The sequence below is a fragment of the Nesterenkonia sedimenti genome (assembly GCF_012641515.1).
GTDB classification, from domain to species: Bacteria; Actinomycetota; Actinomycetes; order Actinomycetales; family Micrococcaceae; genus Nesterenkonia; species Nesterenkonia sedimenti.
Map to the genome: position 1 here is coordinate 36,837 of NZ_JABAHY010000010.1, position 24,110 is coordinate 60,946.

General features: G+C 61.7%; 19 protein-coding genes and 1 pseudogene. 13 read left to right on the forward strand and 7 right to left on the reverse strand.

From position 1 onward, the window contains the following. Nucleotides 1–7: 7 nt before the first annotated feature. The 11 genes from rplI to HGQ17_RS10800 all read left to right on the forward strand — a co-directional run bounded on the left by rplI (nt 8) and on the right by HGQ17_RS10800 (nt 15,297). The gene (gene rplI, locus HGQ17_RS10750; protein WP_168887942.1) at nt 8–460 is read left to right on the forward strand and encodes a 50S ribosomal protein L9; all 453 of its coding nucleotides are present in this window, start codon (nt 8–10) and stop codon (nt 458–460) included. A gap of 171 nt (nt 461–631) precedes the next feature. Next, nucleotides 632–2,323 (forward strand): PucR family transcriptional regulator, encoded by a 1,692-nt coding sequence (locus tag HGQ17_RS10755; RefSeq protein ID WP_168887943.1) that lies wholly within the window; start codon nt 632–634, stop codon nt 2,321–2,323. A 154-nt stretch (nt 2,324–2,477) separates the two neighbouring features. Then, entirely contained in the window at nt 2,478–3,464 is a 987-nt protein-coding gene (locus HGQ17_RS10760) for an ABC transporter permease (RefSeq protein WP_168887944.1), read from the forward strand. Next, the gene (locus HGQ17_RS10765) at nt 3,461–5,272 is read left to right on the forward strand and encodes a dipeptide/oligopeptide/nickel ABC transporter permease/ATP-binding protein (protein ID WP_168887945.1); all 1,812 of its coding nucleotides are present in this window, start codon (nt 3,461–3,463) and stop codon (nt 5,270–5,272) included. Before HGQ17_RS10760 ends, HGQ17_RS10765 begins: the two co-directional genes overlap by 4 nt. Continuing rightward, entirely contained in the window at nt 5,269–6,048 is a 780-nt protein-coding gene (locus HGQ17_RS10770; protein ID WP_168887946.1) for an ABC transporter ATP-binding protein, read from the forward strand. Before HGQ17_RS10765 ends, HGQ17_RS10770 begins: the two co-directional genes overlap by 4 nt. A gap of 170 nt (nt 6,049–6,218) precedes the next feature. Then, on the forward strand, nt 6,219–7,820 hold the full coding sequence (locus HGQ17_RS10775) for an ABC transporter substrate-binding protein (RefSeq protein WP_168887947.1): 1,602 nt from the start codon (nt 6,219–6,221) through the stop codon (nt 7,818–7,820). 71 nt (nt 7,821–7,891) lie between these two features. Beyond that, nucleotides 7,892–9,337 (forward strand): serine hydrolase domain-containing protein, encoded by a 1,446-nt coding sequence (locus HGQ17_RS10780; protein WP_168887948.1) that lies wholly within the window; start codon nt 7,892–7,894, stop codon nt 9,335–9,337. Nucleotides 9,338–9,394: 57 nt separating this feature from the next. Next, nucleotides 9,395–10,822, forward strand: a complete 1,428-nt coding sequence (locus HGQ17_RS10785) for a serine hydrolase domain-containing protein (RefSeq protein ID WP_168887949.1) — start codon at nt 9,395–9,397, stop codon at nt 10,820–10,822. Continuing rightward, nucleotides 10,819–12,294, forward strand: a complete 1,476-nt coding sequence (locus HGQ17_RS10790; protein ID WP_168887950.1) for an amidohydrolase family protein — start codon at nt 10,819–10,821, stop codon at nt 12,292–12,294. The genes HGQ17_RS10785 and HGQ17_RS10790 overlap by 4 nt, the downstream gene beginning before the upstream one ends. Before the next feature lie 95 nt (nt 12,295–12,389). Then, nucleotides 12,390–13,610, forward strand: coding sequence for an amidohydrolase (locus HGQ17_RS10795; protein WP_168887951.1), 1,221 nt, complete (start codon nt 12,390–12,392; stop codon nt 13,608–13,610). 118 nt (nt 13,611–13,728) lie between these two features. Then, nucleotides 13,729–15,297, forward strand: coding sequence for an ABC transporter substrate-binding protein (locus HGQ17_RS10800; RefSeq protein ID WP_168887952.1), 1,569 nt, complete (start codon nt 13,729–13,731; stop codon nt 15,295–15,297). Between the two features lie 12 nt (nt 15,298–15,309). Here HGQ17_RS10800 and HGQ17_RS10805 read toward each other — a convergent pair whose 3' ends face one another. Both HGQ17_RS10805 and HGQ17_RS10810 read right to left on the reverse strand, forming a co-directional pair. Beyond that, nucleotides 15,310–16,431 carry an LLM class flavin-dependent oxidoreductase gene (locus HGQ17_RS10805; RefSeq protein ID WP_168887953.1) on the reverse strand — a complete coding sequence of 374 codons (1,122 nt, stop codon included), beginning with the start codon at nt 16,429–16,431 and terminating at the stop codon, nt 15,310–15,312. A 678-nt stretch (nt 16,432–17,109) separates the two neighbouring features. Continuing rightward, nucleotides 17,110–17,898 carry an alpha/beta fold hydrolase gene (locus tag HGQ17_RS10810; RefSeq protein ID WP_324615260.1) on the reverse strand — a complete coding sequence of 263 codons (789 nt, stop codon included), beginning with the start codon at nt 17,896–17,898 and terminating at the stop codon, nt 17,110–17,112. Between the two features lie 126 nt (nt 17,899–18,024). Here HGQ17_RS10810 and HGQ17_RS10815 point away from each other — a divergent pair, with 126 nt between their 5' ends. Both HGQ17_RS10815 and HGQ17_RS10820 read left to right on the forward strand, forming a co-directional pair. After that, nucleotides 18,025–19,359: a condensation domain-containing protein gene (locus tag HGQ17_RS10815; RefSeq protein WP_168887955.1), complete on the forward strand. Its 1,335-nt coding sequence runs from the start codon at nt 18,025–18,027 to the stop codon at nt 19,357–19,359. A gap of 122 nt (nt 19,360–19,481) precedes the next feature. Beyond that, a pseudogene (locus HGQ17_RS10820) lies at nt 19,482–20,869 on the forward strand (replicative DNA helicase). A gap of 2 nt (nt 20,870–20,871) precedes the next feature. On the opposite strand, the gene HGQ17_RS10825 reads toward HGQ17_RS10820, so the two are convergent. From HGQ17_RS10825 to HGQ17_RS10845, 5 genes are all read right to left on the reverse strand, one after another. After that, on the reverse strand, nt 20,872–21,807 hold the full coding sequence (locus tag HGQ17_RS10825) for an alpha/beta fold hydrolase (RefSeq protein WP_168887956.1): 936 nt from the start codon (nt 21,805–21,807) through the stop codon (nt 20,872–20,874). 18 nt (nt 21,808–21,825) lie between these two features. Further along, nucleotides 21,826–22,764, reverse strand: a complete 939-nt coding sequence (locus HGQ17_RS10830) for a hypothetical protein (protein ID WP_168887957.1) — start codon at nt 22,762–22,764, stop codon at nt 21,826–21,828. A 103-nt stretch (nt 22,765–22,867) separates the two neighbouring features. Further along, the gene (locus HGQ17_RS10835; protein WP_168887958.1) at nt 22,868–23,290 is read right to left on the reverse strand and encodes a hypothetical protein; all 423 of its coding nucleotides are present in this window, start codon (nt 23,288–23,290) and stop codon (nt 22,868–22,870) included. An 81-nt stretch (nt 23,291–23,371) separates the two neighbouring features. After that, nucleotides 23,372–23,575, reverse strand: coding sequence for a hypothetical protein (locus HGQ17_RS10840; RefSeq protein WP_168887959.1), 204 nt, complete (start codon nt 23,573–23,575; stop codon nt 23,372–23,374). Nucleotides 23,576–23,851: 276 nt separating this feature from the next. After that, on the reverse strand, nt 23,852–24,058 hold the full coding sequence (locus HGQ17_RS10845) for a hypothetical protein (protein ID WP_168887960.1): 207 nt from the start codon (nt 24,056–24,058) through the stop codon (nt 23,852–23,854). Between the last annotated feature and the right edge of the window lie 52 nt (nt 24,059–24,110).

Consider the following 24,110-nt stretch of genomic DNA (forward strand, 5'->3'; position numbering starts at 1 on the left):
ACAACTTATGGCTAAGCTCATCCTGACTCAGGAAGTAACTGGACTCGGTGCAGCCGGCGACATCGTCGAGGTCCGGGACGGTTACGCACGTAACTACCTGCTGCCCCGCGGCTACGCCCTGACTTGGACCAAGGGCGGCGAGAAGGACGTGGAGCGTATCCGCGCTGCACGCCAGGCTCGCGAGATCGCAACCGTTGAAGAGGCTCAGGCCATCGCAGAGAAGCTGCAGGCCCAGCCGATCACCATCGGTGTGAAATCCGGCGAGTCCGGCCGCCTCTTCGGCACCGTCGGTGCAGCTCAGGTGGCTGAGGCTGTGGAGTCCGCAGGGCTCGGCAGCATCGATAAGCGCACCGTGGAGATTCCCGAGCGGATCAAGGCTGTGGGCAACTACACCGCCACTGTGAAGCTGCACGCTGACGTCACCGCCAGCCTCGACCTCCAGGTTGTGGCTGCTCGGTAATAGCCCAGCACTTTACGCATCAGGCCCCCGGGATTATCCTGGGGGCTTTTTGCGTACCCAGGGGAAAACAGACCTGATCAGAGGACTCAGAGAGTTAACTGCTTCGAAACAAAAAAGGTGTTAACTAGAATGTCCTAATCATTTACCTGTGATGAGGTGGAGGGACGCCGAATGGTGCAAGCACAAAACTTCAATGAGTGGGGCGAAGAGACAGATGTCCATATCCCCAAGCTCACTCTCGAGCGGCTGATCCTCGAACTGGGAGCCATTTTCCTCTCCACCCTGACGGATGTACCTGATCCATCACGAAGAGTCAGTGGGGTCATGATCTATGACCCAATAGATACGCAGGCAGTCTCTGAGGATGTCATCGTTCTCGGCGTCGGGTTCGAGGCCGGTGAGGAACTGCGTGCCCTGATGGACGAGTTGGGTCCCCAGGATGTCACCGCAGTGGTGGTGCGCGAACCCGCAGCAGTCGATGAGGTCACAGCAGCCATGGCCAGGCGGCATGGGGTCGTCCTCTTGGGGCTGACACCCGGGGCATCCTGGACTCAATTGCACAGCATGATCTCCTCACTCCTGGCCGATGACGTCGGGGTGCATAGGAGTGAGAAGATCGGCGGAGTCCCCAGCGGGGACCTCTTCGCCTTTGCCAATGCTGTAGCCCTACTCCTGGGTGCTCCGGTGACAATAGAAGACCGAAACTGCCGAGTCATCGCATTCTCCTCGGGCCAGGAAGAAGCCGATGAGCCCCGTGTCGAGACCATCCTGGCCAGAAAAGTTCCTGAACGATACATCCGCCAGTACACCGAAGCCGGATTCTTCCAGGAGCTCTACTCCTCCGACCGGCCAGTACATATGAAGCTCAGCAGCACCGCAGAGGGCTATAAGGACCGCACGGCAATTGCTATCCGAGGCGCCGGCGGTGAAATCCTGGGCTCCATCTGGGCGGCGGTCCCCAAACCTCTGGAACCTGACACACTTGAGGGTTTCCGAGATCTGGCCAAAGTGGCCGCCCTGCACATCCTCCGGATTCGAGCCGGTTCGGATACCGACCAGAAACGACGACGCGCTGGACTGTTGAAAACTGCCCTGGAGGGAGAGCAGGGGGCAGAGGCTTCAATGCGTGAACTAGGTATCGACGAGGCCCCATTAGGAGTCTTTGCAGCCAGTGTGCTCGGGGTCGGAAATGACAAGCTCGAGGGCATCGTCGAAGAGCAGGCCCTGCGTCAGTGGGTGACTGATGCCATCGCCGTCCACTTAGCGGCAGTCCATCCGGCAGCATGTGTGGCCCTGATGGGCGACACCATCTACGGTGCGCTTCCGCTGAAATCAGTTATCGACGGTGAATCCCAGGCTGTGCGGCTGGTCGAGGACCTGCTCTGCCGCCTGGGAAAACGTACAGCCCTTTCTGTCGGCATCGGGCAGGTAGTTTCCGGCACCAGAAACCTCGCCACCGGCAGGGAGGGGGCTGAACGAGCACTGCGGGTGCAGCTGAACCAGCCAGGTGCTGAATCAGGGGCATCGCTGTTTTCGGATGTTCATGTGGAGGCGATGATTCTAGAACTCCGGGATCGATTCGCCTCCGGTTATGAGAGTGCCACCGGGCCTGTTGCGCGACTGTGGGAGCACGATATGCGGCATGGCACAGATTTCGTCGCGACCCTGCGAGTCTGGCTCGACAGTATGGGGGATATCTCCAGTGCCGCTGATCAACTGCATGTACACCCCAATACCCTGCGATACCGACTGCGACGCCTCTCTGACCTGTCCGGATTAGACCTCACAGACCCCGATGCTCGATTCGCCGCCCAGGTGCTTCTGCGGGTGGTTCCTGAATTCAACGGCACAGAGCCTCAGTAGTCCCCATTGGTTCAGCCTTACAAGGTTGGGGCTGGACTGCTGGGCGATCATACGAAGCGCAGTGGGACATCCCCGGGCAATACTGAGGAATCATCACACGCGAACTTAATCCGGATGAGGGGGTCTAGTGTCTGTAACTCCCACTAGTACCGATATGACAAAGTCAGCGGGTGGAAAGGCCCAGGGCTGGAACCAGAACCCCTGGGTCAGTTATCTGCTGCGCCGCGGAATGTACTTCGTGGTGTCCATGTTCGTCCTGGTTTCACTGTCATTCCTGCTGGTGCAGCTGATCCCCGGAGACCCCGCACGTATCTCCGCAGGAGAGGCTGCTCCCGCTGAGCTGGTCGAGCAGCGCCGAACAGAACTGGGTCTCGACCGACCGGTGATCATCCAGTACCTGGCATTCTGGGGCGGATTATTCACCGGAGACCTCGGTGAATCCATCACCTCCCGAATGCCAGTCATCGATGTGATCATGACCCGCGCCCCGGCCACACTGGAAATTGCGCTGATCGCCGTGGCATTGACCCTCGTGACCTCCATCTGCCTCGGCCTCCTCTTCGGAGCACTCACCCGCGGAGATAAGCGTCCGGGAACAGAGGTCGGGTTCACCGGAGCCACCGGAATCCTCGGAGTGATCCCCGAATTCCTGGCCGGAATCATCCTGGTCTACTTCTTCGCAGTGAACCTTGACCTCGTACCAGTGGCCGGCAGGAGTGATTTCTCCAGCTACATCCTCCCCGTTGTGGCCCTTGCACTGGGATCCACCGCAGGACTGACCCGTATTGTGCGAGCAGAAGCGCTCAACGTCCTCCGCCAGGACTACGTGCGCACAGCCCGGGCCAAACGCATGAACCCCGTACGCCTCTACGGAAGACATGTACTGCCAAATCTGCTGACCTCCACCCTGACCATCTCCGGAATGATGCTGGGAAGCATGATCGCCGGGACAGTCCTGGTGGAGAACATATTCGCCTGGCCAGGACTCGGCGGAACAATCGTCGAATCCATCCAGGGGAAGGACTACCCCCTGGTCCAGGGCATCATCATCTTCTACGGCTCCCTGGTGCTGCTGATCAATCTCATAGTCGACATTGTTCTGATCACTATCGACCCGCGCACTGCATTGGATAAATCATGACCGCAAGACAACGCCTGCTGCAGGTTCTGGGGACCCCGCTCGGCCTCCTCGCGATCATCGGATGTTTCACCCTCCTGTTCTTCACACTCTTCGCCCCGGTCATCTGGGGCGAAGAGGCACGGATGACCAACACCGACCGCATCCTCGAACCACCCAGTGACGAGCATATTTTCGGCACAGACGGCTCGGGCCGGGATATCTTCAAGCGCACGCTGGTGGCTACACAGCTCTCCGTGGTGATGGCGCTGGCCGCCACCGCAGCCGGTGTCCTGGGCGGCATCATTCTCGGACTCCTTCCCCTGATCACCGGTGGACGAGGGGGCCGCTACATTGTGGCCGGTATCAACATCGGAGTGGCCTTTCCCGGACTGCTGTTGGCCATCGCCTTCTCCGTCATCCTCGGTGAAAGCGGCCTCGCTGCCGCCCTGGCCATCGCCATCGCCATGATGCCCAACTATGGCCGCCTCACCCATAACCTGGCTGCATCAGTCTGGGGCAGAGACTTCATCTCAGCGGCCCGAGTCCTGGGCGTACCAACCTGGAAAATCGTGGCCCGCCACGTCCTGCCCAATGTCCGTGACCCACTCATCGTCAACGCAGCAATGACTGCCGGCAATGCTCTAGTCGCGTTCGCTGGCCTGTCCTTCCTCGGCCTCGGGATCCAGGTGCCTCAATACGACTGGGGTCGGCTCTTGAATGAAGGGGTCAGCCGAATCTTCGTCACCCCAGCACCAGCCTTGGTGCCGGGAGTGGCTATCATCCTGGCTGGTCTGACCTTCGTGCTGCTTGGTGAAGTACTCGGCAAGGTACTTACCCCGGATACTCACCGGAGTCTGCTGTCTCGGATTCGCCAGCGCAAGAACCTGCCGGACACCACAGCCACCAGTGACGAGGCGGACGTGAATGAAGAATCCGTTCTCTCCGTCCGGAACCTTCACGTTGCCGCCCCGGCCGATAAGACCAACTGGCGACCATTGGTTGAAGGTGTCTCATTCGACGTCGCCCCCGGAGAGATCGTCGGAATGGTCGGCGAGTCAGGATCGGGTAAGAGCCTGACCCTGATGTCAGTGGCCGGACTCATCGAATCGCCCCTGCATGTCAGCGCCGATGCCGCCTATTTCGACGGCGAACACCTCAAGCTCCAACCTGATGGCCATCCATCAGCACTGGATAAACACTTCGGTCAGAAACTCGCCATGGTCTTCCAGGACCCCATGTCCTCACTCAACCCAGCTCTACAGGTCGGAACCCAGGTGGCCGAACCGGGAATGCTGCATCTGGGAATGAGCCGCAAGGAGGCAAAAGATGCGGCGATCACCCGCCTCAATGATGTGCGCATCCCCGAGGCCGAGCGTCGCTTTAACCAATACCCCCACGAATACTCCGGAGGTATGCGGCAACGGGCCATGATCGCCGGTGGCCTCATGGGCAAACCATCGCTGATCCTCGCCGATGAACCCACCACCGCACTGGATGTGACCGTTCAGGCCGAGATTCTCAACCTGCTCCGCGGCATCAACGAGGCCGAAGGCACAGCCATCATGTTCGTCTCCCACGACATCGCCGTGGTGACCTCCCTGTGCACCCGGGTTCTGGTGATGTACCGAGGCCACCTCGTTGAGGACATCAGCTCAGCCGACCTCCGCAACGGTCTGGCACAGCACCCCTACACCAAAGCCCTCATGGAAACAGTGCCGACAATGGAATCGCCCCGGGACCGGCCGATGGCCTCAATTCCCGACGACGCTGATTTCAGCTCCGGTAATTCCTCTGATGCAGAAACAGCCCCCGAGGAGAGCATGCGATGAGCAACCGCCTGGCCTTTGAATCAGTCAGCGTCACTTACGGTCGTGGTGCATCCACTTTCACTGCGGTTGACTCTGTAGATATCGCCATCGAACCCGGGGAGATTCTCGGACTGGTCGGGGAGTCGGGATCGGGAAAGTCCACCTTGGCACGCGCGGCCGTGGGGCTGACCGAACCAACATCGGGGCGCATACTCCTCGACGACGTCGACGTCGCCCATGCCCGAGGTGCCACTGCCCGTGAACGCCGGCGCATCCAGATGGTATTCCAAGACCCCCAGTCCTGTTTCGACCCTCGTCGTACTATCGGGCAATCCCTGGATGAGGCGCTGGTGGCTGCATCGCAGCGAGACGCCACCAAGGTACCTCCCGCACGGGTGCGACGTGAGGAGGTGGCCTCACTTCTGGAGGCAGTATCCCTACCTGCCGAATACGCCCAACGGATGCCCCAGCAGCTCTCCGGTGGACAGCGTCAGCGAGTGGCAGTCGCCCGGGCTATCGCAGCTCGACCGTCAGTGATTCTGGCCGATGAGATCACCTCGGCGCTCGATGTCTCGGTCCAAGGATCAGTTCTGAACCTCCTCAAAGACCTCCAACGCCAGATGGGATTCTCTGTGCTGTTCATCAGCCACAATCTGGCCGTGGTCCGAATCGTCTGCGACCGCGTCGCCGTCATGCGTAAGGGCGAGGTTATCGAGGTCGGAGAAACACTCGAGGTTATGGAAAGCCCGCAGGCTGATTACACCAAGGAACTTATCGGTGCAGTTCCCTCCTTATGACCCCAGCCGGAAGGAACGCTGTCCGGCTCGACGAAGTAATGTCCCTGTTTTTGTCCCCAGCTCCAATGCATCCCGGGCCACTGCAGGGGAAAGATAATGCCTACCTTCACTCCACCACCAGATAGCGGTCCACACCGCTGAAGCTGATCAATCGATGAGGAGAATGCACCATGAAGAAGCGTCAGCTCATAGCCCCCGGTGCACTGGCTGCCTTAGTTCTCTCTGCCTGCGGAGGAGGTGGGGGCGGAACCGGTTCAGGTGACATCGACGTCGTCGAGGACGGGACACTGGTGATCGGGATCCACGAAGACCCGGGGAACCTTTTCCGCTCCCTGAACAACAGTGCCACTTTGAGCCAGGTCTTCCCGATCGCCTATGAGGCGCCGGTCTGGTTCGACGAGGATGGCGAGGCCCAGCCATGGCTTGCCGAGTCCTGGGAGGACACCCCCACAGAAGTTGAATGGACCATCCGTGAAGGCGTGCAGTGTCCAGACGGCTCCGAACTCGACGCCGAGCTGGTAGCCGATAACTACCGGTGGATTCTGGACCCGGACAACGGTTCAACAGCCATCGGCACGGTCATCCCTCCCGATGCCGAGATTGACCACGACAATGACGCACGAACTGTCACTGTCACCACTGAAACCCCGAACTCCTTCCTGATGGCCCAAATCGGCATCCACCCCATTGCCTGCCGCGAAGCACTCGAAGACCCCGACAGCGTGGCCGCGGGTACCGATGGAACAGGACTGTTCGAATTGGTGGAAGCCGTTCCAGGTGATCACTACACCTTTGAACGCAAGGACGACTACGACTGGCCCCGGGAAGGCGCACCAGACGGTCAGACCGCAGGGGTGCCACAGACGGTGGAGTACCGAATTGTTGAGAACCCCAGTACACGGGCCAATATGCTCCTAGCCGGGGATCTCAATATCGCCTCAGTCCAAGGTCCTGATGAGGACCGGGTGGCCGAGACAGTGGATGTCCTCATGGAACAGGACCGCATAAACGCCGGCATCGCCTACAGCCAGGCAGAAGGCATGCCCGGTGAGGAAGAGGAGGTCCGAATCGCGCTGACCAAAGCCCTGGATATCGAAGCGCTGATGCAGGTCAACACCTCCGGCAACGGCGAGATACCAACCCGTTTGGCCACCTTGGAACCCGAAATCTGCCAGTACGACGCAGTGGGTCCAAACACCCCCTCCTATGACCCAGATGAGGCAGAAGCCATGCTGGATGAGGCTGGCTGGACCCGTGAAGGCGACGGCATCCGAACACGCGATGGCGAAGAGCTGGTCCTAGACTTCGCATGGACGACTCGGTGGCCTGAGAACTCTGCCACTGCAGAGATGATGGCCGATATGTGGGAAGAGATCGGCGTGGGAGTCAACCACGACGGCGGAGACCACGGGGCGTGGACGGAGAATGTCTTCAGCGAAGGATCCACTGAGCATTATGAAGTCATGTGGATCGGCCTGAACCACTTCATGCCCGGAGCACTCGGCGCCTATGTCTCCGGGGATCTGCCGCCAAGCGGTAATAACTTCGCCGCCATCGAGAACGAAGATTTCGCCGCAGCCCTGGCCGAGGCCGAAGACCTCTCAGGAGCAGATGCATGTGACGCCTGGGAACAGGCTGAGGCGGCGCTCTACTCCTCCGGAGATATGGTCCAGATCGCGATGCAGCCTGATGCCACCTACTCCCAGGGTGTCGAGGGCACTATTGCCCCCGGTTGGCCCACTATCGCAGCCCTTCTGCTGACTGCGGACTAAAACCGGACGATCCCACCACCTAGGCCTACCGCAGCCATACGTAATTTCCCGCCGTCGTTTGGAGAGTACTGATGTCCGCACCCAGCCCCTATGCCCTTGATACTCGGTACTGGGACGACTACCTCACAGAGGTGGCACGCAAGTACCACGTCCCAGGGATCGTGGCCGGAGTGCTGTCCTTGGACTCACAGACAGGAAGCTCGCAGAGACTCGTGTCCAGCACAGGAGTCACCAGCCTGCGCACCGGCATTTCAACTGATCCCAGTACGGTGTGCCAGATCGGATCAATCACCAAGCTCGTCACCGCCACGATGATCATGCAGCTGCGGGATGAGGGGAAACTCGGCCTGGAGTCCAAGGTGACAGACCTTCTTCCAGAGCTGACACTGGACCCCACACACACTGATGACATTTCGGTGTGGAACCTGCTGACCCATACTTCGGGCATCGATGGTGACATCTTCACCGACACCGGACGCGGAGCCGATGCTATCGAGAGATTCGTCCAACGAATGCGGTCCGTTGAATCTCTCTTCCGTCCCTCCAAGGGATGGTCTTATTGCAACTCCGGCTTCATTCTCGCCGGGCGCATCATCGAGGTCTTCGACCAGCGGTCCTGGACTGAATCCGTCCGCGCTCGCATCACCGAACCCCTGGGATTGGGTACCTTCTACACCCTCCCTGAGGAGGTCCTGGTGAACCGGTACCAAGTCGGTCATGTGCGCAGCCCGGGACAATCAGCGTGGAGCCCCGTGCCCATCCCGGATATGCAGCGCGGCCGTGGTCCCGCAGGGGTCATCGTCAGCAATGCCGATGATCTCCTCACCTTCGGCGAGGCCTTCCTCCGGGGAGGGGACACAGGCGGCGGCGAGAACCTTCTGCCGCCCCAGACCATCAGCGAGATGTTGGCCCCCGCTTGGTCACTTGCACCGGCTCCGGCATCAGTTGCCGCACCCCACTGGGGACTGGGATGGATGCTCAACACCTGGGACGGACATAAGACTGCCGGGCATGGTGGCACCAAACTTGGCAATAAGGCGTGGTTCGAGATTCTCCCCGAGGACGGACTGGCAATGGTCGTCTTCTGCAATGGAGGCATCGTCCCGACTGCCGGGGATGAAATCTGCACAGCCTTTGCGGAGGCCTTCACAGGTGCGGCCCCCGCCGGGCCGAGCCTGCCCACGGGGCCAGCCACGGAGGCAGAACTGGCCGAGAAATGGCTCGGTACATACTCCGATGCTGGAACAACATTGACTGTCACCAAGACTGCAGAGGGGTTGCAGGCAAGCATCGATCAATCTCGCATCCGTAACAATCAAGATGCCTCGAAGTCGACGTCGTCGACTGTTTCACCGAGTCCTACCCCGCTGCTTCCAGCCGCGGGGGAAGCCCAGTTCCTGACCCGCAGTGACCACCTCTCCCCCTGGACCTCAGTGGCATTCACAGAAGTCGACGACAATCCCTGTGCCTATGTGGGCATCCGATGCCTCCCACAACGCGAGCCGAGTGTTGGGTGAACCCACCGTCGGTGACAGACAGACTTGCAATCGAACACGAAACGAAAGAAGTTGGTTATGCCTGATACTCAAAGCTTCGACACCGGCCGCTGGGATGCATTCTTAGCCGAAGTGGCCCGACGCCACCATGTACCCGGCATCGTCGCCGGGGTGCTCAGCATCGACCCCGAGACCGGTGCGGAGAAGCGATTCGTTACCAGCACCGGAGTCACCAATAAGCGCACAGGCGTGCCCAGCGATAAGGACACCGTGTGCCAGATCGGCTCCATCACCAAAGTTGTGACCGCCACGATGATCATGCAGCTTCGCGAGGAGGGGAAACTCGACCTCGACACCCAGGTCACTGAGATCCTCCCGGAGTTCGTCCTGGCCTCCCCACATGCCGAGGAGATCACGGTATGGAACCTGCTGACTCATACATCCGGCATCGACGGTGACCTCTTCACCGACACCGGCCGCGGCGACGATTGCGTGGCCAAATACATCGAGACACTGGCTGAGGCTGAATCACTCTTCACCCCGAAAACGGGCTGGTCCTACTGCAACTCAGGATTCGTCGTCGCGGGGCGCATCATCGAAGTCCTCGACGGTGGCACCTGGGATGCCTCGCTGAAGGCCCGCATCACCGAACCCCTGGGGCTGGACACCTTCTTCACCCTGCCCGAGGAGATCCTGGCCCACCGCCATCAATACGGCCATGTCCGTCAGCCCGGACAGAAAGACTGGAACCCGGCACCAGTTGCAGCAATCACCCGGTCAATGGGTGCTGCCGGGATCATCACCTCCAGCGTGGACGATCTCTTGGACTTCGGCGCAGCCTTCCTGCGGGACGGGGAGACCGGATCCGGGCAGAAACTGCTCAGCAGTGAATCCATCTCGCTGATGACTGAACCTCAGTGGGACCTCGATCCGGCCGTCGGCACCGCCATGGCCCCGCATTGGGCCATCGGGTGGATGATTGACGACTGGAACGGCCATAAAGTTCAGTGGCACGGCGGCACCACCATCGGGAATAAGGCCTGGTTCCAGGTCCTGCCCCAGGACGGGTTGGCGCTGGTGGTCTTCTGCAACGGAGGTGTCGCCCCCCATGCCGCTCATGAGATCTACGGGGCATTCGCCGAGGAATTCGCAGGCACCGTACCCTCTGCAGAACCGGCCCCCACTGGCGGTGACTCCGATGCAGTGGTGCAGGATCAATGGCTCGGTACCTACTCCGATGCCGGAACCTCACTGACTGTCACTCAGACCGAAGATGGAACGTTCCAGGCCGAGATCAGTCAGGCCAGTCTTGAACGTCGCCTCGGCAAGAAACCCACCGAGGCCACGCCACTTGCGCTGCTGCCTGCAGGAGCCGAGAATCGGTTCGTTGCCAGACCAGAGCGACTCGAACCATGGAGCACAGTCTCCTTCACCGAAGTCGATGGCAAACCGGTGGCATATGTGGGCATCCGGTGCCTGCCCAAACGAGAGGAAGCTGACCAATGAGCAAAGTCCTACTCCGCGGTGGGCGCGTCATCGACCCCGGTACAGGTTTCGACGGCATCGCCGATGTGCTCATCGACAAGGGCAGGGTCGTGGAGGTGGGAGAGAACCCCTCCGCCGAGGACGCCAAGGTCGTCGATGTCACCGGCAAGATCGTCGGCCCCGGCTTCGTCGACCTCCACAGCCATGTGAACTCCATTGCTGGTCAGCGCCTGCAGGCCATGGATGGGGTGACCACGGCCCTAGAGCTGGAGGCCGGACTGCTGCCGGTGGATCGGGCATACGCCAAAGCCGCGCAGGAGGGCCGGCCCATCAACTTCGGGTTCTCTGCCTCCTGGGGGATGGCCCGCGCCGAGGTGCTCTCCGGCAGAGATTTCGATGCCGATTTCTCCAGTTCTCTGAGTATGCTCGCCGACCCCGCCTGGCAGGGAGACTCCACACCGAACCAACTCGCCGCCTGGCTCCATCGCCTGGAGACCGAACTGGCCGATGGTGCCCTGGGGATCGGCATTCTGCAGGGCTACGCCCCACGCAGCGACCCCAAGGAATACCTGGCAGTCAACGAGCTGGCGGCCAGGGCAGGAACCCCGACCTTCACCCATGTTCGTGAAATCTCAGAGGCTGATCCCACCACTCCAGTCGATGGAACTGAAGAGGCAGCCCAGGCCGCCATGGAGTTCGGCGGGCAGGTCCATCACTGCCACGTCAACAGCACTTCTCGGCGGCATATCGAACGAGTTCTGGGCACCATCGACAAGGCTCAGGCCCATGGTGCCGGGATCACTGTGGAGACCTACCCCTATGGGGCCGGCAGCACCGGCATTGGTGCAGCGTTCCTGGCTCCGGAGCGCCTACCGGTCTGGGGCATCACCCCGCAAAACCTGCTGCTGGTTGCCACCGGTGAGCGGATCCGAGATGCGGCCCATCTGGCCCATGTGCGTGAAACCGATCCCGGTGCCACCTGCATTGTGGAGTACCTCTCCGAGGATGACCCCCGGGACAGGCAGCTGCTGGAACAGACCTTGGCCTTTCCCGACAGCATTGTGGCCTCAGATGCTTTTCATGTCACCTGGCCCGATGGCACCACAGAGTCCCGAGAATGGCCTCTGCCACCGGGTGGCTCGACCCACCCCCGCACTGCCGGCACCTTCACCCGGTCCATCCGACAGATGGTGCGCGAACGCGGCTACTGGACCTGGTTGGAGGCCTTCCGTCGGTGCAGCTGGCTGCCGGCACGAGTCATGGACTCCACCACACCGGCCTTCAACGCCAAAGGACACCTCGGTGCCGGTGCTGATGCCGACGTCGTCGTCATCGATCCTGAGACCGTCACCGACCGGGCCACCTATCTCGACAGCACCCGACCGGCCCAAGGTATCGAACAGCTGCTGGTCAACGGTGAGTTCGTAGTCCGCGATGGCGACCTCCTGCCCGAGGCATACCCCGGCAAGGGCCTCCGCGGCCAGCCACAGTAACTCGCCGAGAGGATTGCCAATGGGAAGTCACCGCGTCGAAACATTGACCTGTTTGGATAACAGATAGTCAGCACAATCGAGACGCAGGAGATCTGATGCCGCAGGGAATCCCACTGGACCAAGCCATCCTCGATAAGCACCTGGAGGTCTACCACGATCTGCATGCGAATCCGGAGCTGTCTATGCAGGAGCAGCGCACCGCCGAGGTCATCACCGGACACCTCCAGGCCCTGGGCGCGAACCCGCAACCCTGCGGCGGCACCGGGGTTGTTGGGGTGATCGAGAACGGACCGGGACCGGTGGTGGCCTTCCGAGCCGATATCGATGGGCTGCCGGTCAAAGAGGACACCGGTCTGCCCTATGCCAGCACGGCCACCGGGCGGCTGCCCGATGGGACCGAGGTGCCCACCATGCATGCCTGCGGACATGACACTCATATCACTGCCGCACTGTCCATGGCGGCGCATCTGGTCGCCAACCGGCAGGCCTGGAGTGGGACTCTGGTGCTGATCTTCCAGCCGGGGGAGGAGACTGCGGCCGGCTCGGCGGCAATGCTTGCCGATGACATCTGGCAGAAGATCCCAGTGCCGGAGATCGTACTGGGCCAACACGTCAGCAATCTCCCCGAGGGGCACATTCACACTCGCCCCGGGCACGCGATGGCCCTGGCCGACTCCTGGCGGGTGACCGTCCACGGTGAGGGCGCCCATGGTTCCCGCCCCCACGACTCCATCGACCCCATCACCCAGGCGGCCTATATGATCACCCGACTGCAGACTGTGGTGTCCCGGGAGACCAATCCCTCGATTCCGGCCGTGGTCACCGTGGGCACGATTTCCGGGGGTCTGAAGGAGAATGTGATCGCCGCACAGGCGGAGTTCACCCTCAATATCCGCACGGTGGACGAGGAGTCCCGGGAACTGGTGCTCTCCCGTATCCGCCGCATCCTCGAGGCCGAGGCCGCAGCCTCCGGAGCCCCGGCCCCCACCGTTGAGGAGCTCTACCGATTCCCGCGCTGCTACAACTCCCCGGAGCTGACCCCACAGGTGGTCGCCGCCCTGGCCGCGGAGCTCGGTGAGGAGGCGGTCAATGGTGAGGCCGACCGGCGAATGGGCAGCGAGGATGTCGGACGCTTCGCCGATGACCTCGGCATCCCCCAGGTGTTCTGGTGGTTCGGCGGACACGATCCGGCAAGTTTCGCCGAGGGAACCCCTGCCGGTGGGCACAGCCCCTTCTTCGCCCCGGAGGACACCAGAGTGGTTCGGGCCGGAACCCGGGCAGCGATGGCCGCTGTCCTCTCCCAACTGGGCAACTGATCCCAGGTCAGAGCCTGGAGAGACAGTCTTTACGACGGTGAAACCTCGGCGTGACGCCTCGATCATCTGTCCTCCGTAGCCTCAGTGGCATCCGGATTCATCACGAGGGAGCAGATTGATGCGCATAAAGACTGCACGACCACTGACCGTGACTGCCGTGTTGGCCCTGACCCTGAGCGCATGCGGTGGAGGCGGCGACTCAAACGGTGGGACCCCGGGCGAAGGCGGCGGCGGTGAGCTCAGTGTGGCCTGGAATGCGAATCCGCCCACCCTGGATCCTCTGGTGACAACCTCCACGGCCACCCGCGATATCTCCCGACACTTCTTCGAACCATTGATCACCATCGACGGCGACGGCGAGATCCAACCAGTGCTCGCCGAGGACTGGGAGGTCTCCGAGGACGGTCTGGATATCGTCTTCACCCTGCGTGAGGGAGTCCTATTCCACGATGGCACCGAGATGGAGGCCGAGGATGTGGTCGCCTCCCTGCAGCGGTGGATCGATGAGAGCAATATCGGCCAGTCCTACTTCACCGAGGCAGAGGTCAACGGAGAGGGCAATACCGTCACCGTAACCCTCGAGGAACCGATGTACGTGGCTCCGCAGCTGCTGGCCGATCAGGCCCAGCTGCCGATGATCATGCCCGCTGAGATCGCCGAATCAGCCCCGCCGGAGGGACTGGAGGAATATGTGGGCACCGGCCCCTACGAGATGGCCACCTGGCAGGTGGACCAGTACGTGGAACTGGAACGCTTTGAGGACTATGAGTCACCCGAGGGCGAACCCAATGGCACAGCCGGTGAGAAGAACCCCTACTACGACACCATCATGATGGAGATCATCAACGACTCCTCCACCCGGCTCTCCGGCCTGCAGACCGGCGAATACGACATCGTCTACTCGGTGCCCTTCGACAATATGGCCCAATTGGAGGATGACGATTCCGTGGAGGTCATTGCCGCGGAGTCCGGCCCCCTGCAGGCGTATTTCAATAAGGCAGAAGGCCCGATGTCGGAGCTTCCCATGCGACAGGCAGTGGTGGCAGCCATGAACGCCAATGACATCATGATCTCCGCCTACGCCGAGGAGCAGTACTACACCACCAATGGCGCCCTGATGCCCGAGGATTCAGTGTGGTACTCCGATGCCAATATGGAAATCCGCGACGAAAGCGGTCCCGAGGATGTCGAGGCGTTCCTGGAGGAGGCCGACTACGACGGCGAGACCATCCGCATTATCACAACCCAGGAGTACGACCACATCTACCAGTCCTCTGTGATGCTGCAGGAGCAGCTCAATGAGGCCGGCATCAACACCGAACTCAATGTCTACGACTGGCCCACCGTGCTGCAGGATCGGGAGAACCCCGAGGCCTACGACATCTTCATCACCGGCTTCACCCCGGTGGCTGTACCGGTGACCTTCGTCTTCCTGCACCCGACCTGGGCCGGCTGGACCGATGACGAGGATATCCAGGCCGCCATCGATACGGTCACCTCGGCCGAGGATGAAGAAGGCGCCCTGGAAGGTGCCCAGGACCTCCAGGTGGCCTATTACGACTACCTGCCCGCGGCGAAGTTCGGTGAGGCCACATCCACGGTGGGCTACCAGGCAGAGCTGGAAGGAATCGACTTCGCGCCGATCTCAGGCGTCCACTTCTGGAACGTGCGACCGGCAGAGGACTAATCGCCTCCGGGACTACTGGTCTGCCGCGGCTGCGCCGCCGGGGATCGGGTCCTTGCCCTCGACCCTGCGCTGTTTGAGCAGCTCATGGGTCGGCGGTGCCGGTGTGGTCTCCGGCTGACGGGCAGCGACCTCCTTGCGCAGTACCGGAACAACCTCCTCGCCCAGCAGCTCAATCTGCTCCAAAACGGTCTTCAGAGGCAGCCCAGCGTGATCGATGAGGAAGAGCTGACGCTGATAGTGCCCGGCATACTCCGCGAAGCTCAGCGTCTTCTCAATGACCTGCTCCGGGGTGCCCACGGTCAGCGGGGTCATATCAGTGAACTCCTCCAGCGAGGGCCCGCCGCCGTAGACCGGGGCATTATCGAAGTAGGGGCGGAACTCCCGGACCGCATCCTGCGAGTTATGCCGCATGAACACCTGGCCACCGAGGCCGACAATCGCCTGGTCAGCCGTGCCATGCCCATAGTGCTCGAAGCGCTCGCGGTAGAGATCGACCATCCGGCCGGTGTGCCCCTTATTCCAGAAAATATTGTTGTGGAAGAAGCCATCGCCGTAATAGGCGGCCTGCTCAGCGATCTCAGGTGAGCGGATGGAGCCGTGCCAGACAAAGGGCGGCACATCATCCAGCGGGCGCGGGGTGGCAGTGAAGCCCTGCAGCTCAGTGCGGAACCGGCCCTTCCAGTCCACATTCTCCTCGCGCCAGAGCCGCCACAGCAGGGCATAGTTCTCCACTGCCAGCGGGATACCGGCGCGGATGTCCTTGCCGAACCACGGATAGACCGGCCCGGTGTTTCCCCGACCCATGGTCAGATCCACCCGTCCATTGGTCAGGTGCTGGGCATAGGCGTAGTCCTCGGCGATCCGGACGGGATCCGTGGTCGTAATCAGGGTGGTCGCCGTCGAGAGCAGAATCCGTTCGGTCTGCGCGGCAATATGCGCCATCAGGATCGGTGGGTTCGCCGGAGCCACAAACGGCGGGTTGTGGTGCTGGCCGATGGCGAAGACGTCCAGGCCCACCTCTTCGGCCTTCTTAGCGATCTCCACGGTGGCCTTGATGCGCTCATGCTCAGTGGGTTTACGACCAGTGGTCGGATCGGGAGTGACATCACCGATGGAAAAGACGCCGAACTGCATAACGGGGCTCCTGGGCAGACAGAAAGGGGAGAATGACAACCCAATAATACTTCAAATTTGAAATAAGTGCACACGGGCTTGTTGAGCCCCTGGTCAGCCCCTGTGGAGAGGTTGTGGAAAATCTCAGTCGAAAAGTGTCTATACACCCAACATGAGGTAAACGGCAAGCACCAAATCTTGGCTGAAATCTGGGGCAAAAAAAGTTCTCCCCACAGGTGTGTCGCTACATAACCGCAGGTCAGAGGCTCAATGAGCAGATATCTAACAGGGAATCCACAGGGTTTCCCTCAGCTTGTTCACAAGACACGCCGCGCAGTCCACATTTTATCCACAGGGGCTGTGATGACACCTATTGCCCCGGGCCGCGATCTGGCCATACAGTGTCAATCGTCCGCAGGACTTAGGCCCTATTCCAAGGGCACTGATGGAGTGGGTATTGGCGAGAGTAACCGCTCGCGTGCATCCACTCTTCCAACAGGACAGGCGATGCCGGCAAGCGCCAGCTGACCGTGCAGTACGCGGCTGTCCTGTACTCCTGAACGGGACACATTCGGATCGCCGGACCTGGTGCAAAGGGAAGGGGATCACGGCGGGAAACGGTCGTGATCCTGCACTGGTTCGGCGATCCGTCTTTATATCCAGCCCCGAGGGGTTCCAAAGAACCGCCGACCACGGCGCTCACCCGGCTCGATGCCGCTCCACAAACCGGGCCACCCGCGCCGGCCACCCGGATAAATCCTCCGGTGTCTCAGCAATCGACAGCCGTGAGCTCTCAATGAGCCGGTGTAACCGCTCAGCGGTGGAGACCGGATGGGCATGATCACCCACCCAGGCCAGAATCTGCACCGGCAGCCCCAGCCCGGAGAGCTCCTGCTGATCCGGAAGATCGGTCATCGCCGCCCCCCGGAAGATCGAGGGCAGCAGTTCCTGGCTGACCGCAGGGACCCGCTCCCGGGGTCGGTCCGCCAGCGCCGGGGGAGGCAGCACCGACTGGCCCACCCGCACAAAGGCACCGATGCCGTGGTTCTCCACCAGATCAGCCGATTTCAGATAGGACTCCGCCTGCTCCGTCCGGGTCGCCCAGGCCGTCGGCGGCACCAGCAGGCTCAGGCTCGCAAACCGTTCGGGATCCTTCAGTGCGGCATACAGTGCAGTGGCCGTACCCATCGAAGGGCCGGCAATATGCACCCGCTGCCCAGGGATCACCGCGTCCAAGAGCCGCAGCAGATCATCGCCCAGCTGCGGCCACCGATAATCCGCCGGCACCGTCCGACCGGTGGAGGAGCCATGTCCCCGGGCGTCATAACGCAGCACCCGGAACCCACGCAGCCGCCCGGTCATATCCAATCCCGACCGGTGCTCCCGCCAGGCACTGGAGGTCAGTCCATGGGTCTGCACAAAGACTGGGCCCTCCCTGGGGTCCAGTTCATAGGCGAGTGTGGCTCCATCGGTCTGGAACGTCGGCACGGCCGCTTGGTCACCTCTTGTGCTCAGTCCGGGCCTTTCCCGGTACATCTAGTTTCCCAACCCCTGTTAACCAGAAGTTACCCGGGGGGTCTTTTTCGCGTTGTACTGCCCCTCTACACTACGCGTATGCGGCTGACTAACGTCTCCCAGATGCAGGTTCAGCCCGGCAGGCTGTCCAGCTACTCGGTGCGGGCCCGCACCCCCGCTGCAGGCCAGGGCGCCCAGCTGCCGGTGTCCTTTGACCAGAACCGGCACACCAGCTTCGGCTCCCGGCCCGGTTCCTGGATGGCAGTGGCCTTCTATCTGCCCGGCCACATCAGCCAAGAGACGTTGAGCATCGCCTGGCATATCGTCATTGAACGCCACGGCACCCTGCGCAGTGTCTTCACCACCGACGACGACGGCGCCATCCACCTCAACAGCACCGAGATGCACCCCGGTTCCTGGACCTCCTTGGCCAGTGAAGAGAATCCGCAGGCTCTGCGGGCTGTGCTGCGCGAGCACTTCGACGAAGTCTGCCAATCCTTCGCCGAACCTTCCTACCGGCTCTGCACGGTGGAGGACCCCACCGGAACCGGGGACCGGCAGGTGATCATCGGGGCAGATCACGCCCATGTCGATGCCTGGAGCCTGCTGGTACTGGCCCGGGATATCGCAGCCTGCGCCCAGGACATCACCGAAGGCAGAACCCCTGGCGCCCAGCTGCCGGAGGTCAAGGATTTCGCTGAGCATTCCGCAGAGCTCGCCGCCCGGCCCCACCCCCCGGAGGAGATCACCCAACGCTGGCGGGAGATCCTGGAGGTCGGAGGCCAAGCCATGCCCTCCTTCCCGCTGGATCTCGGGGATATCAGCCACCCCATCCCGGAGGTTGTGGAAGTCCGCGATGTCTTCGACACCGAGGAGCTGACCCATGTCGAAGAGCATGCCGCCGACCACGGGGTACGGCTGATCGCCGTCGCCGTCTCTGTGATGACCCGGTTGGCCGCCGAGCTGGCCGATAAACCCTTCCGGGCGGTCTTCCCGGTCCACTCCCGGTACGACCCCCGGTGGTTCAACTCAGTGGGCTGGTTCATCACCAACTCCGTACTGGAGAACGCCGAGACCGACTACCGGACTTCTTATTCGGCGGTGAAGGAGGCCATCCGCCTGGGCTCCTACCCGTTGGGGCCGATTATGGCCCCCTATGGGGGCATGCCCCAGGAACCGGGGATGTTCGCGATGTCCTGGTTGGATCACCGGAAACTGCCGGTCAATGTGGCCGAGGAGCTCAGCCCCCAACATGTCTCCGCGGTGATCCGCACTGATGGGGTCATGATCTGGTTCGTCATCAATGAAAAGGGCCTGCATCTTCGCTGCCGCTACCCCGATACGCGCCAGGCCCGCCGCTCCATGCGCACCTGGTTGGCCGGGCTGGTCTACGGGCTGCGGGCCCCACTGGAACAGCTGGCGCTGCGCGGGTGAAAGCCCTCGATGAGACCGGGGCTCGGTGTCCCTGTGGTGCAGTAGAGTAGGGTGCCGTGACAACGGAGACCTACGACCCTGGAACTGGCGCTGGAGCGGAGTCGCGCACCCCGCCCCAGGACATGGTGGCCGAACAGTCAGTCCTCGGCGGCATGATGCTCTCCAAGGACGCGATCGCCGACGTCGTCGAAATCCTCCGCGGCCGGGACTTCTACCGGCCCGCCCACGAGATGATCTTCGAAGCGATCATCGACCTCTATGGTCAGGGGGAACCGGCCGATGTGGTCACCATCTCCGACCAGCTGACCAAACAGCAGCAGCTGCAGCGCATCGGCGGACCCGCCTATCTGCACAACCTCGCCCAGGCAGTGCCCACCGCGGCCAATGCTGCCTTCTACGCCGAGATCGTGCGGGAACGGGCCATCCTGCGCCGACTGGTCGAGGCCGGCACCAAAATCGTCCAAATCGGGCACACCGCCGATGGCGAAGTCGACGCCATCGTCAACGAGGCCCAGGCCGAGATCTATCAGGTCGCCGAAAATCGGCAGACCAGCGACTACACCCGGCTCTCCGATATCCTCGCGCCCACCATCGAAGAGATCGAGGTCAACGCGGCCAATAACGGGACACTGACCGGTATCCCCACCGGGTTCCGGGAGCTCGATGAGCTCAGCCACGGCTTCCACGGCGGGCAGCTGATCATCATCGCCGCCCGTCCCGCCATGGGTAAATCCGTGCTGGCCCTGGACTTCTCCCGCTCCGCGGCAGTGGCCAATGGGATGACCACCGCCTTCTTCTCCCTGGAGATGAGCAAAGTGGAGCTGACCATGCGTCTGCTCTCTGCCGAATCCCGGGTGCTCTTCGGTGACCTGCGCAAAGGCTCCAGCCTGCAGGACAACGACTGGGAGAAGATGGCCCGGGCCATGGACAAACTCGAACAGGCCCCCCTGTTCATCGACGACGCCCCCAACCTCACCCTGATGGAGATCCGGGCCAAATGCCGACGGCTGAAACAGCGAGAGAATCTCAAACTCGTCGTCGTCGACTATCTGCAGCTGCTGATGTCAGGTAAACGGGTCGAANCAAATGCCGACGGCTGAAACAGCGAGAGAATCTCAAACTCGTCGTCGTCGACTATCTGCAGCTGCTGATGTCAGGTAAACGGGTCGAATCCCGTCAGCAGGAGGTCTCCGAGTTCTCCCGAACCCTGAAGCTGCTGGCCAAGGAGCTCGATGTGCCGATCATCGCGCTCTCCCAGCTGAACCGTGGTTCTGAGCAGCGGCCCGATAAGCGCCCCCAGGTCTCTGACCTGCGTGAATCAGGCTCCATTGAGCAGGACGCCGATATGGTCATGCTGCTGCACCGCCCCGAGGTCTACGACAAAGAGACCGAACGTGCCGGTGAGGCAGACATCATCATCGCGAAGAACCGGAGTGGACCCACCCGGGACATCACCGTGGCCTTCCAGGGTCACTACCAGCGCTTCCAGGACATGGCCCGAGATTTTTAGGCTCAGCTGAGGTTGGCGTCGAGGAAGGTGAGGATCTCGTCGGTGACGTCCTCGCGGATGGGCGGCTCGTTATGAACCTCATGACGGAACCCGCTGTAGACGCAGGTGCGGACCCTACGGTTACCGGCCTCGGCGAGCACATTGGCCACGCGGTAGGCGCCCTCCCCGTAATTGGTCACCGGATCCTGGTCCCCCGCCAGAATCAGCACCGGCAGATCAGTGGGGATCCTCGCGAGGGTCTGCGACTCATTCGACTCCCGGTAGAGCGCAACGAAGTCATGCAGAAAGCGCAGTGACAGCGGCTCCCCGAACCTATTGAGCGGATCCACCTTATGGTCGCGGACCACATCACGATCCAGCGCCACCCAGTCCGTGGGACCCTCGACATCCTCATACCGGGAGACGAAGCCCTCGAAGAGGGCAGGCAGGAACTCCTCGGCCGGGCGGGAACCATCTGTATCCCCGATCGCAGCCTGCACAGCCTCAAGATCAAGGGTGTCCATCGAACGCACCTGGGCAGCGATTCCGCATAGCAGCAGACCGGAGATCCCCTTCGGCTCCCGCACGGTGAGCATCCGGGCGATGATCGAACCCCAGCTGTGGCCGAAGACGAAATAGGGCAGCTCCGGGAACCGGGCAGTGACCTTCTCCCGCAGGGTCTGCTCATCGGCGACGACGGCCTCGGCACCCTCAGGTCCGGTATCGGCCCAGATGCCGGAGACCATCGCAGTCTTACCGTGACCGGCGTGATCATCAGCGGCGACGACGAAGCCCTGGTCGAGCAGCTGGGTGATCAGCCGGAAGTACCGGCGGGAATGCTCACCGAGGCCATGGATCAGCTGGACGATTCCCCGCGGTGGGACCACCGGGGTATAGATCCAGGCCTGAATACGATCCCTGCCATTGCGGGAGAGGAAGTCGAACTCTTCTAAAGCCATGCCAGCTCCTTCGCTGAATCAGTGCAGTTTGGCCGCCTGGGCCTCGAGGATTTCACGCAGTTCGTCGTCGTCGAGCTCTGCTGCCTCCACCCAGATGAGGTAGGAGTCATGGTCCATGGTCAGCCGGGCGTTGGTGAAATGCTCGGCATCCTCGGCGTGGACCGACATTCCGTGGAAGTCCCCGTAGTCCAGAACGCTCATCACGCCCCCGGCCTGGGAGGCGACACCATCACAGTCCTCAGCTGCGGCAGCGGTCCAGACCGACTCGGTGTCCTGTGGGGTGTCCAGGGCGACGATCCCGATGGTCACCGAACCGCTGTGCTCATTGCCCAGGGCGGCCTCAACATCGGCGGCAGCAGTATGGGCATCATCAAGATTGCGGATCTCGGCGAACTGGCGCATGCATTCGACCATCGCCTCCTCCGCCGAGGTCATCGACAGCCCCTGCTGCTCGGCCTGCTCGGTGATCTCATCGATCTCATCGGGGGACTCCATGGCCTCGAACCAGCTGATGAACCCGGCATCTCCGACACTCTCGGAGAATCCGGTGACCTCCACCGGGAACTCATCCTCATCCAGCAGCAGCAGTTCGAGGTCCTCATCGCTGAGCTGATCGGGATCCTCGGTCCCATTGGGATCGGGGGTCTCAGTTCCGGTGCCGGCGACCCCGGTGCCGTTATCCGTGGGCTCGGAGGTCGGCTCCTCAGTCTCGGGGTCCTCAGTCTCCTCGGGGCTCGCGGACTCCTCCGGTGATTCCTCAGGGGAGGGAGACTCCTCTGGGCTGGGGCTGGTCTCAGCGGTCTGGCCACTGGTGGGCTCGACGTCGTCGTCGCGGTTGATGAACAGCACCAGTACCGCAAGCAGCACACCCGCGGCTGCGATACCCACCATGGTCAGCAGCACTGACAGCCAGGTCCTGGACTTCTTGGGGTCGTAATCCTCGTTCACGTCGCTCATATCCGTTCCTGCCTGAGACATCCGTTCGGTGACCGCAGGCCACATGTCTCATTCTCACGGCTATATCTCTATCAGCCTCATGCTACGGCAGGAGTGTCGGCCATCACGTGAGGAACGTGATGATTCGGTCCAGGAACACGAATCCGGCAGCACCATAGAGCAGACCGATCCACAGGGATTGGGTGATGCTGAACCAGAACCGGCCGGTGGCGATGAGCAGACCGAAGGCAGCCGGCACACAGGCAAGTCCATATCCGCAGACGATCAGCCATAGGCCCATGAACTCCGCATTGGCGACCATAAAGACGCCCACACCCAGCATCCACACCATCGTGGGTTCGAAGAGCAGGGCCCCGATCACCAAGGCGGTCACCGTTGCCCACAGATAGCGGGCAGCACGCATCGAGCCGTCGGCCATGCGTTGGCCGCGACTGGATGCGGGTTTGGCTTGGGCCGCAGCAGAACGGGAGTTCTTCGCCGGAGCCTTCTGAGGCGACGACGTCGGCTTCTTCTTTTTCTTGCTCATCTTCTCGCAAGCTTAGCCCCAGGTGGGGACACCGCTTGCTGCCTGAGCCGGCCAGTCCACAGACGGTGGATGCACCGAGGTTCAGAGATCGCTGAGGTAGGGAAGCAGCAGGACCAGCAGCATCAGCCCGATGCCGATGGCCAGGGTGATGCTCACTGCCCGATTTGAGGCCGAAGCCCCGAGTTCCTCGGATTTTTCTGAATGGCTTTTACCGTTGGAATCCGCTCTGCGGGCAGAGCGGATGTCGAAACGAGTCTCCGCCTCGTCTGACTCCTGTGACGTCATGGGTCACCTCTCAGCTGCACGCAGGTTAAGTGCTTGTAGGTCTACTGTCAGCATCGACTGTAAGCACCTACTCTGAGAGACACCTGAGCGGAAAGTAAATCTGATCAGGGAATTTCTACACACCTCGAAAATGCGGTCCCATTGCGCTCCGGAGTTAGGGGAGCAGGACGCCGGGGCAGCGGGCGGGGGTTGTGAGTTCAGATAAGCTCAAAGGTATATTCACCCGCATCTTGTGAGACGGAGAGGGACTCACCTGGTACCTGGTGAGCCCGCTGTCTACAGACGTCGGCCGGTGTTCTTCGAGATGATGAACCACCGCCAGGCCAGAAGGGCAGCCCCGGCCAGCGCCAGGGGCACTGCAAGAATGAAAAGCAGCTGGAAAAACGCGCGGATCAGCCCGATCACTACGGCAAGACCCACCACCAGCACAGCGATGATGATCAGGGCCCAGCCCAGCTTCTGCAGTGTGTTCGTATCGTTCATGTCTTAACCCTCCCGTCCAGGTAATCTCCAGTCTACGGCTGATCAGGCGGTG

Excerpts from the sequence above, each read along its gene's own strand:
- HGQ17_RS10835 (WP_168887958.1), bottom strand. The coding sequence starts at position 23,290 with ATGAGCAAGAAAAAGAAGAAGCCGACGTCGTCGCCTCAGAAGGCTCCG.
- HGQ17_RS10790 (WP_168887950.1), top strand. The coding sequence starts at position 10,819 with ATGAGCAAAGTCCTACTCCGCGGTGGGCGCGTCATCGACCCCGGTACA.
- HGQ17_RS10770 (WP_168887946.1), top strand. The coding sequence starts at position 5,269 with ATGAGCAACCGCCTGGCCTTTGAATCAGTCAGCGTCACTTACGGTCGT.
- HGQ17_RS10830 (WP_168887957.1), bottom strand. The coding sequence starts at position 22,764 with ATGAGCGACGTGAACGAGGATTACGACCCCAAGAAGTCCAGGACCTGG.
- HGQ17_RS10815 (WP_168887955.1), top strand. The coding sequence starts at position 18,025 with ATGCGGCTGACTAACGTCTCCCAGATGCAGGTTCAGCCCGGCAGGCTG.
- HGQ17_RS10765 (WP_168887945.1), top strand. The coding sequence starts at position 3,461 with ATGACCGCAAGACAACGCCTGCTGCAGGTTCTGGGGACCCCGCTCGGC.
- HGQ17_RS10795 (WP_168887951.1), top strand. The coding sequence starts at position 12,390 with ATGCCGCAGGGAATCCCACTGGACCAAGCCATCCTCGATAAGCACCTG.
- HGQ17_RS10845 (WP_168887960.1), bottom strand. The coding sequence starts at position 24,058 with ATGAACGATACGAACACACTGCAGAAGCTGGGCTGGGCCCTGATCATC.
- HGQ17_RS10780 (WP_168887948.1), top strand. The coding sequence starts at position 7,892 with ATGTCCGCACCCAGCCCCTATGCCCTTGATACTCGGTACTGGGACGAC.
- rplI (WP_168887942.1), top strand. The coding sequence starts at position 8 with ATGGCTAAGCTCATCCTGACTCAGGAAGTAACTGGACTCGGTGCAGCC.
- HGQ17_RS10785 (WP_168887949.1), top strand. The coding sequence starts at position 9,395 with ATGCCTGATACTCAAAGCTTCGACACCGGCCGCTGGGATGCATTCTTA.
- HGQ17_RS10760 (WP_168887944.1), top strand. The coding sequence starts at position 2,478 with ATGACAAAGTCAGCGGGTGGAAAGGCCCAGGGCTGGAACCAGAACCCC.
- HGQ17_RS10805 (WP_168887953.1), bottom strand. The coding sequence starts at position 16,431 with ATGCAGTTCGGCGTCTTTTCCATCGGTGATGTCACTCCCGATCCGACC.
- HGQ17_RS10840 (WP_168887959.1), bottom strand. The coding sequence starts at position 23,575 with ATGACGTCACAGGAGTCAGACGAGGCGGAGACTCGTTTCGACATCCGC.
- HGQ17_RS10825 (WP_168887956.1), bottom strand. The coding sequence starts at position 21,807 with ATGGCTTTAGAAGAGTTCGACTTCCTCTCCCGCAATGGCAGGGATCGT.
- HGQ17_RS10755 (WP_168887943.1), top strand. The coding sequence starts at position 632 with ATGGTGCAAGCACAAAACTTCAATGAGTGGGGCGAAGAGACAGATGTC.
- HGQ17_RS10800 (WP_168887952.1), top strand. The coding sequence starts at position 13,729 with ATGCGCATAAAGACTGCACGACCACTGACCGTGACTGCCGTGTTGGCC.
- HGQ17_RS10775 (WP_168887947.1), top strand. The coding sequence starts at position 6,219 with ATGAAGAAGCGTCAGCTCATAGCCCCCGGTGCACTGGCTGCCTTAGTT.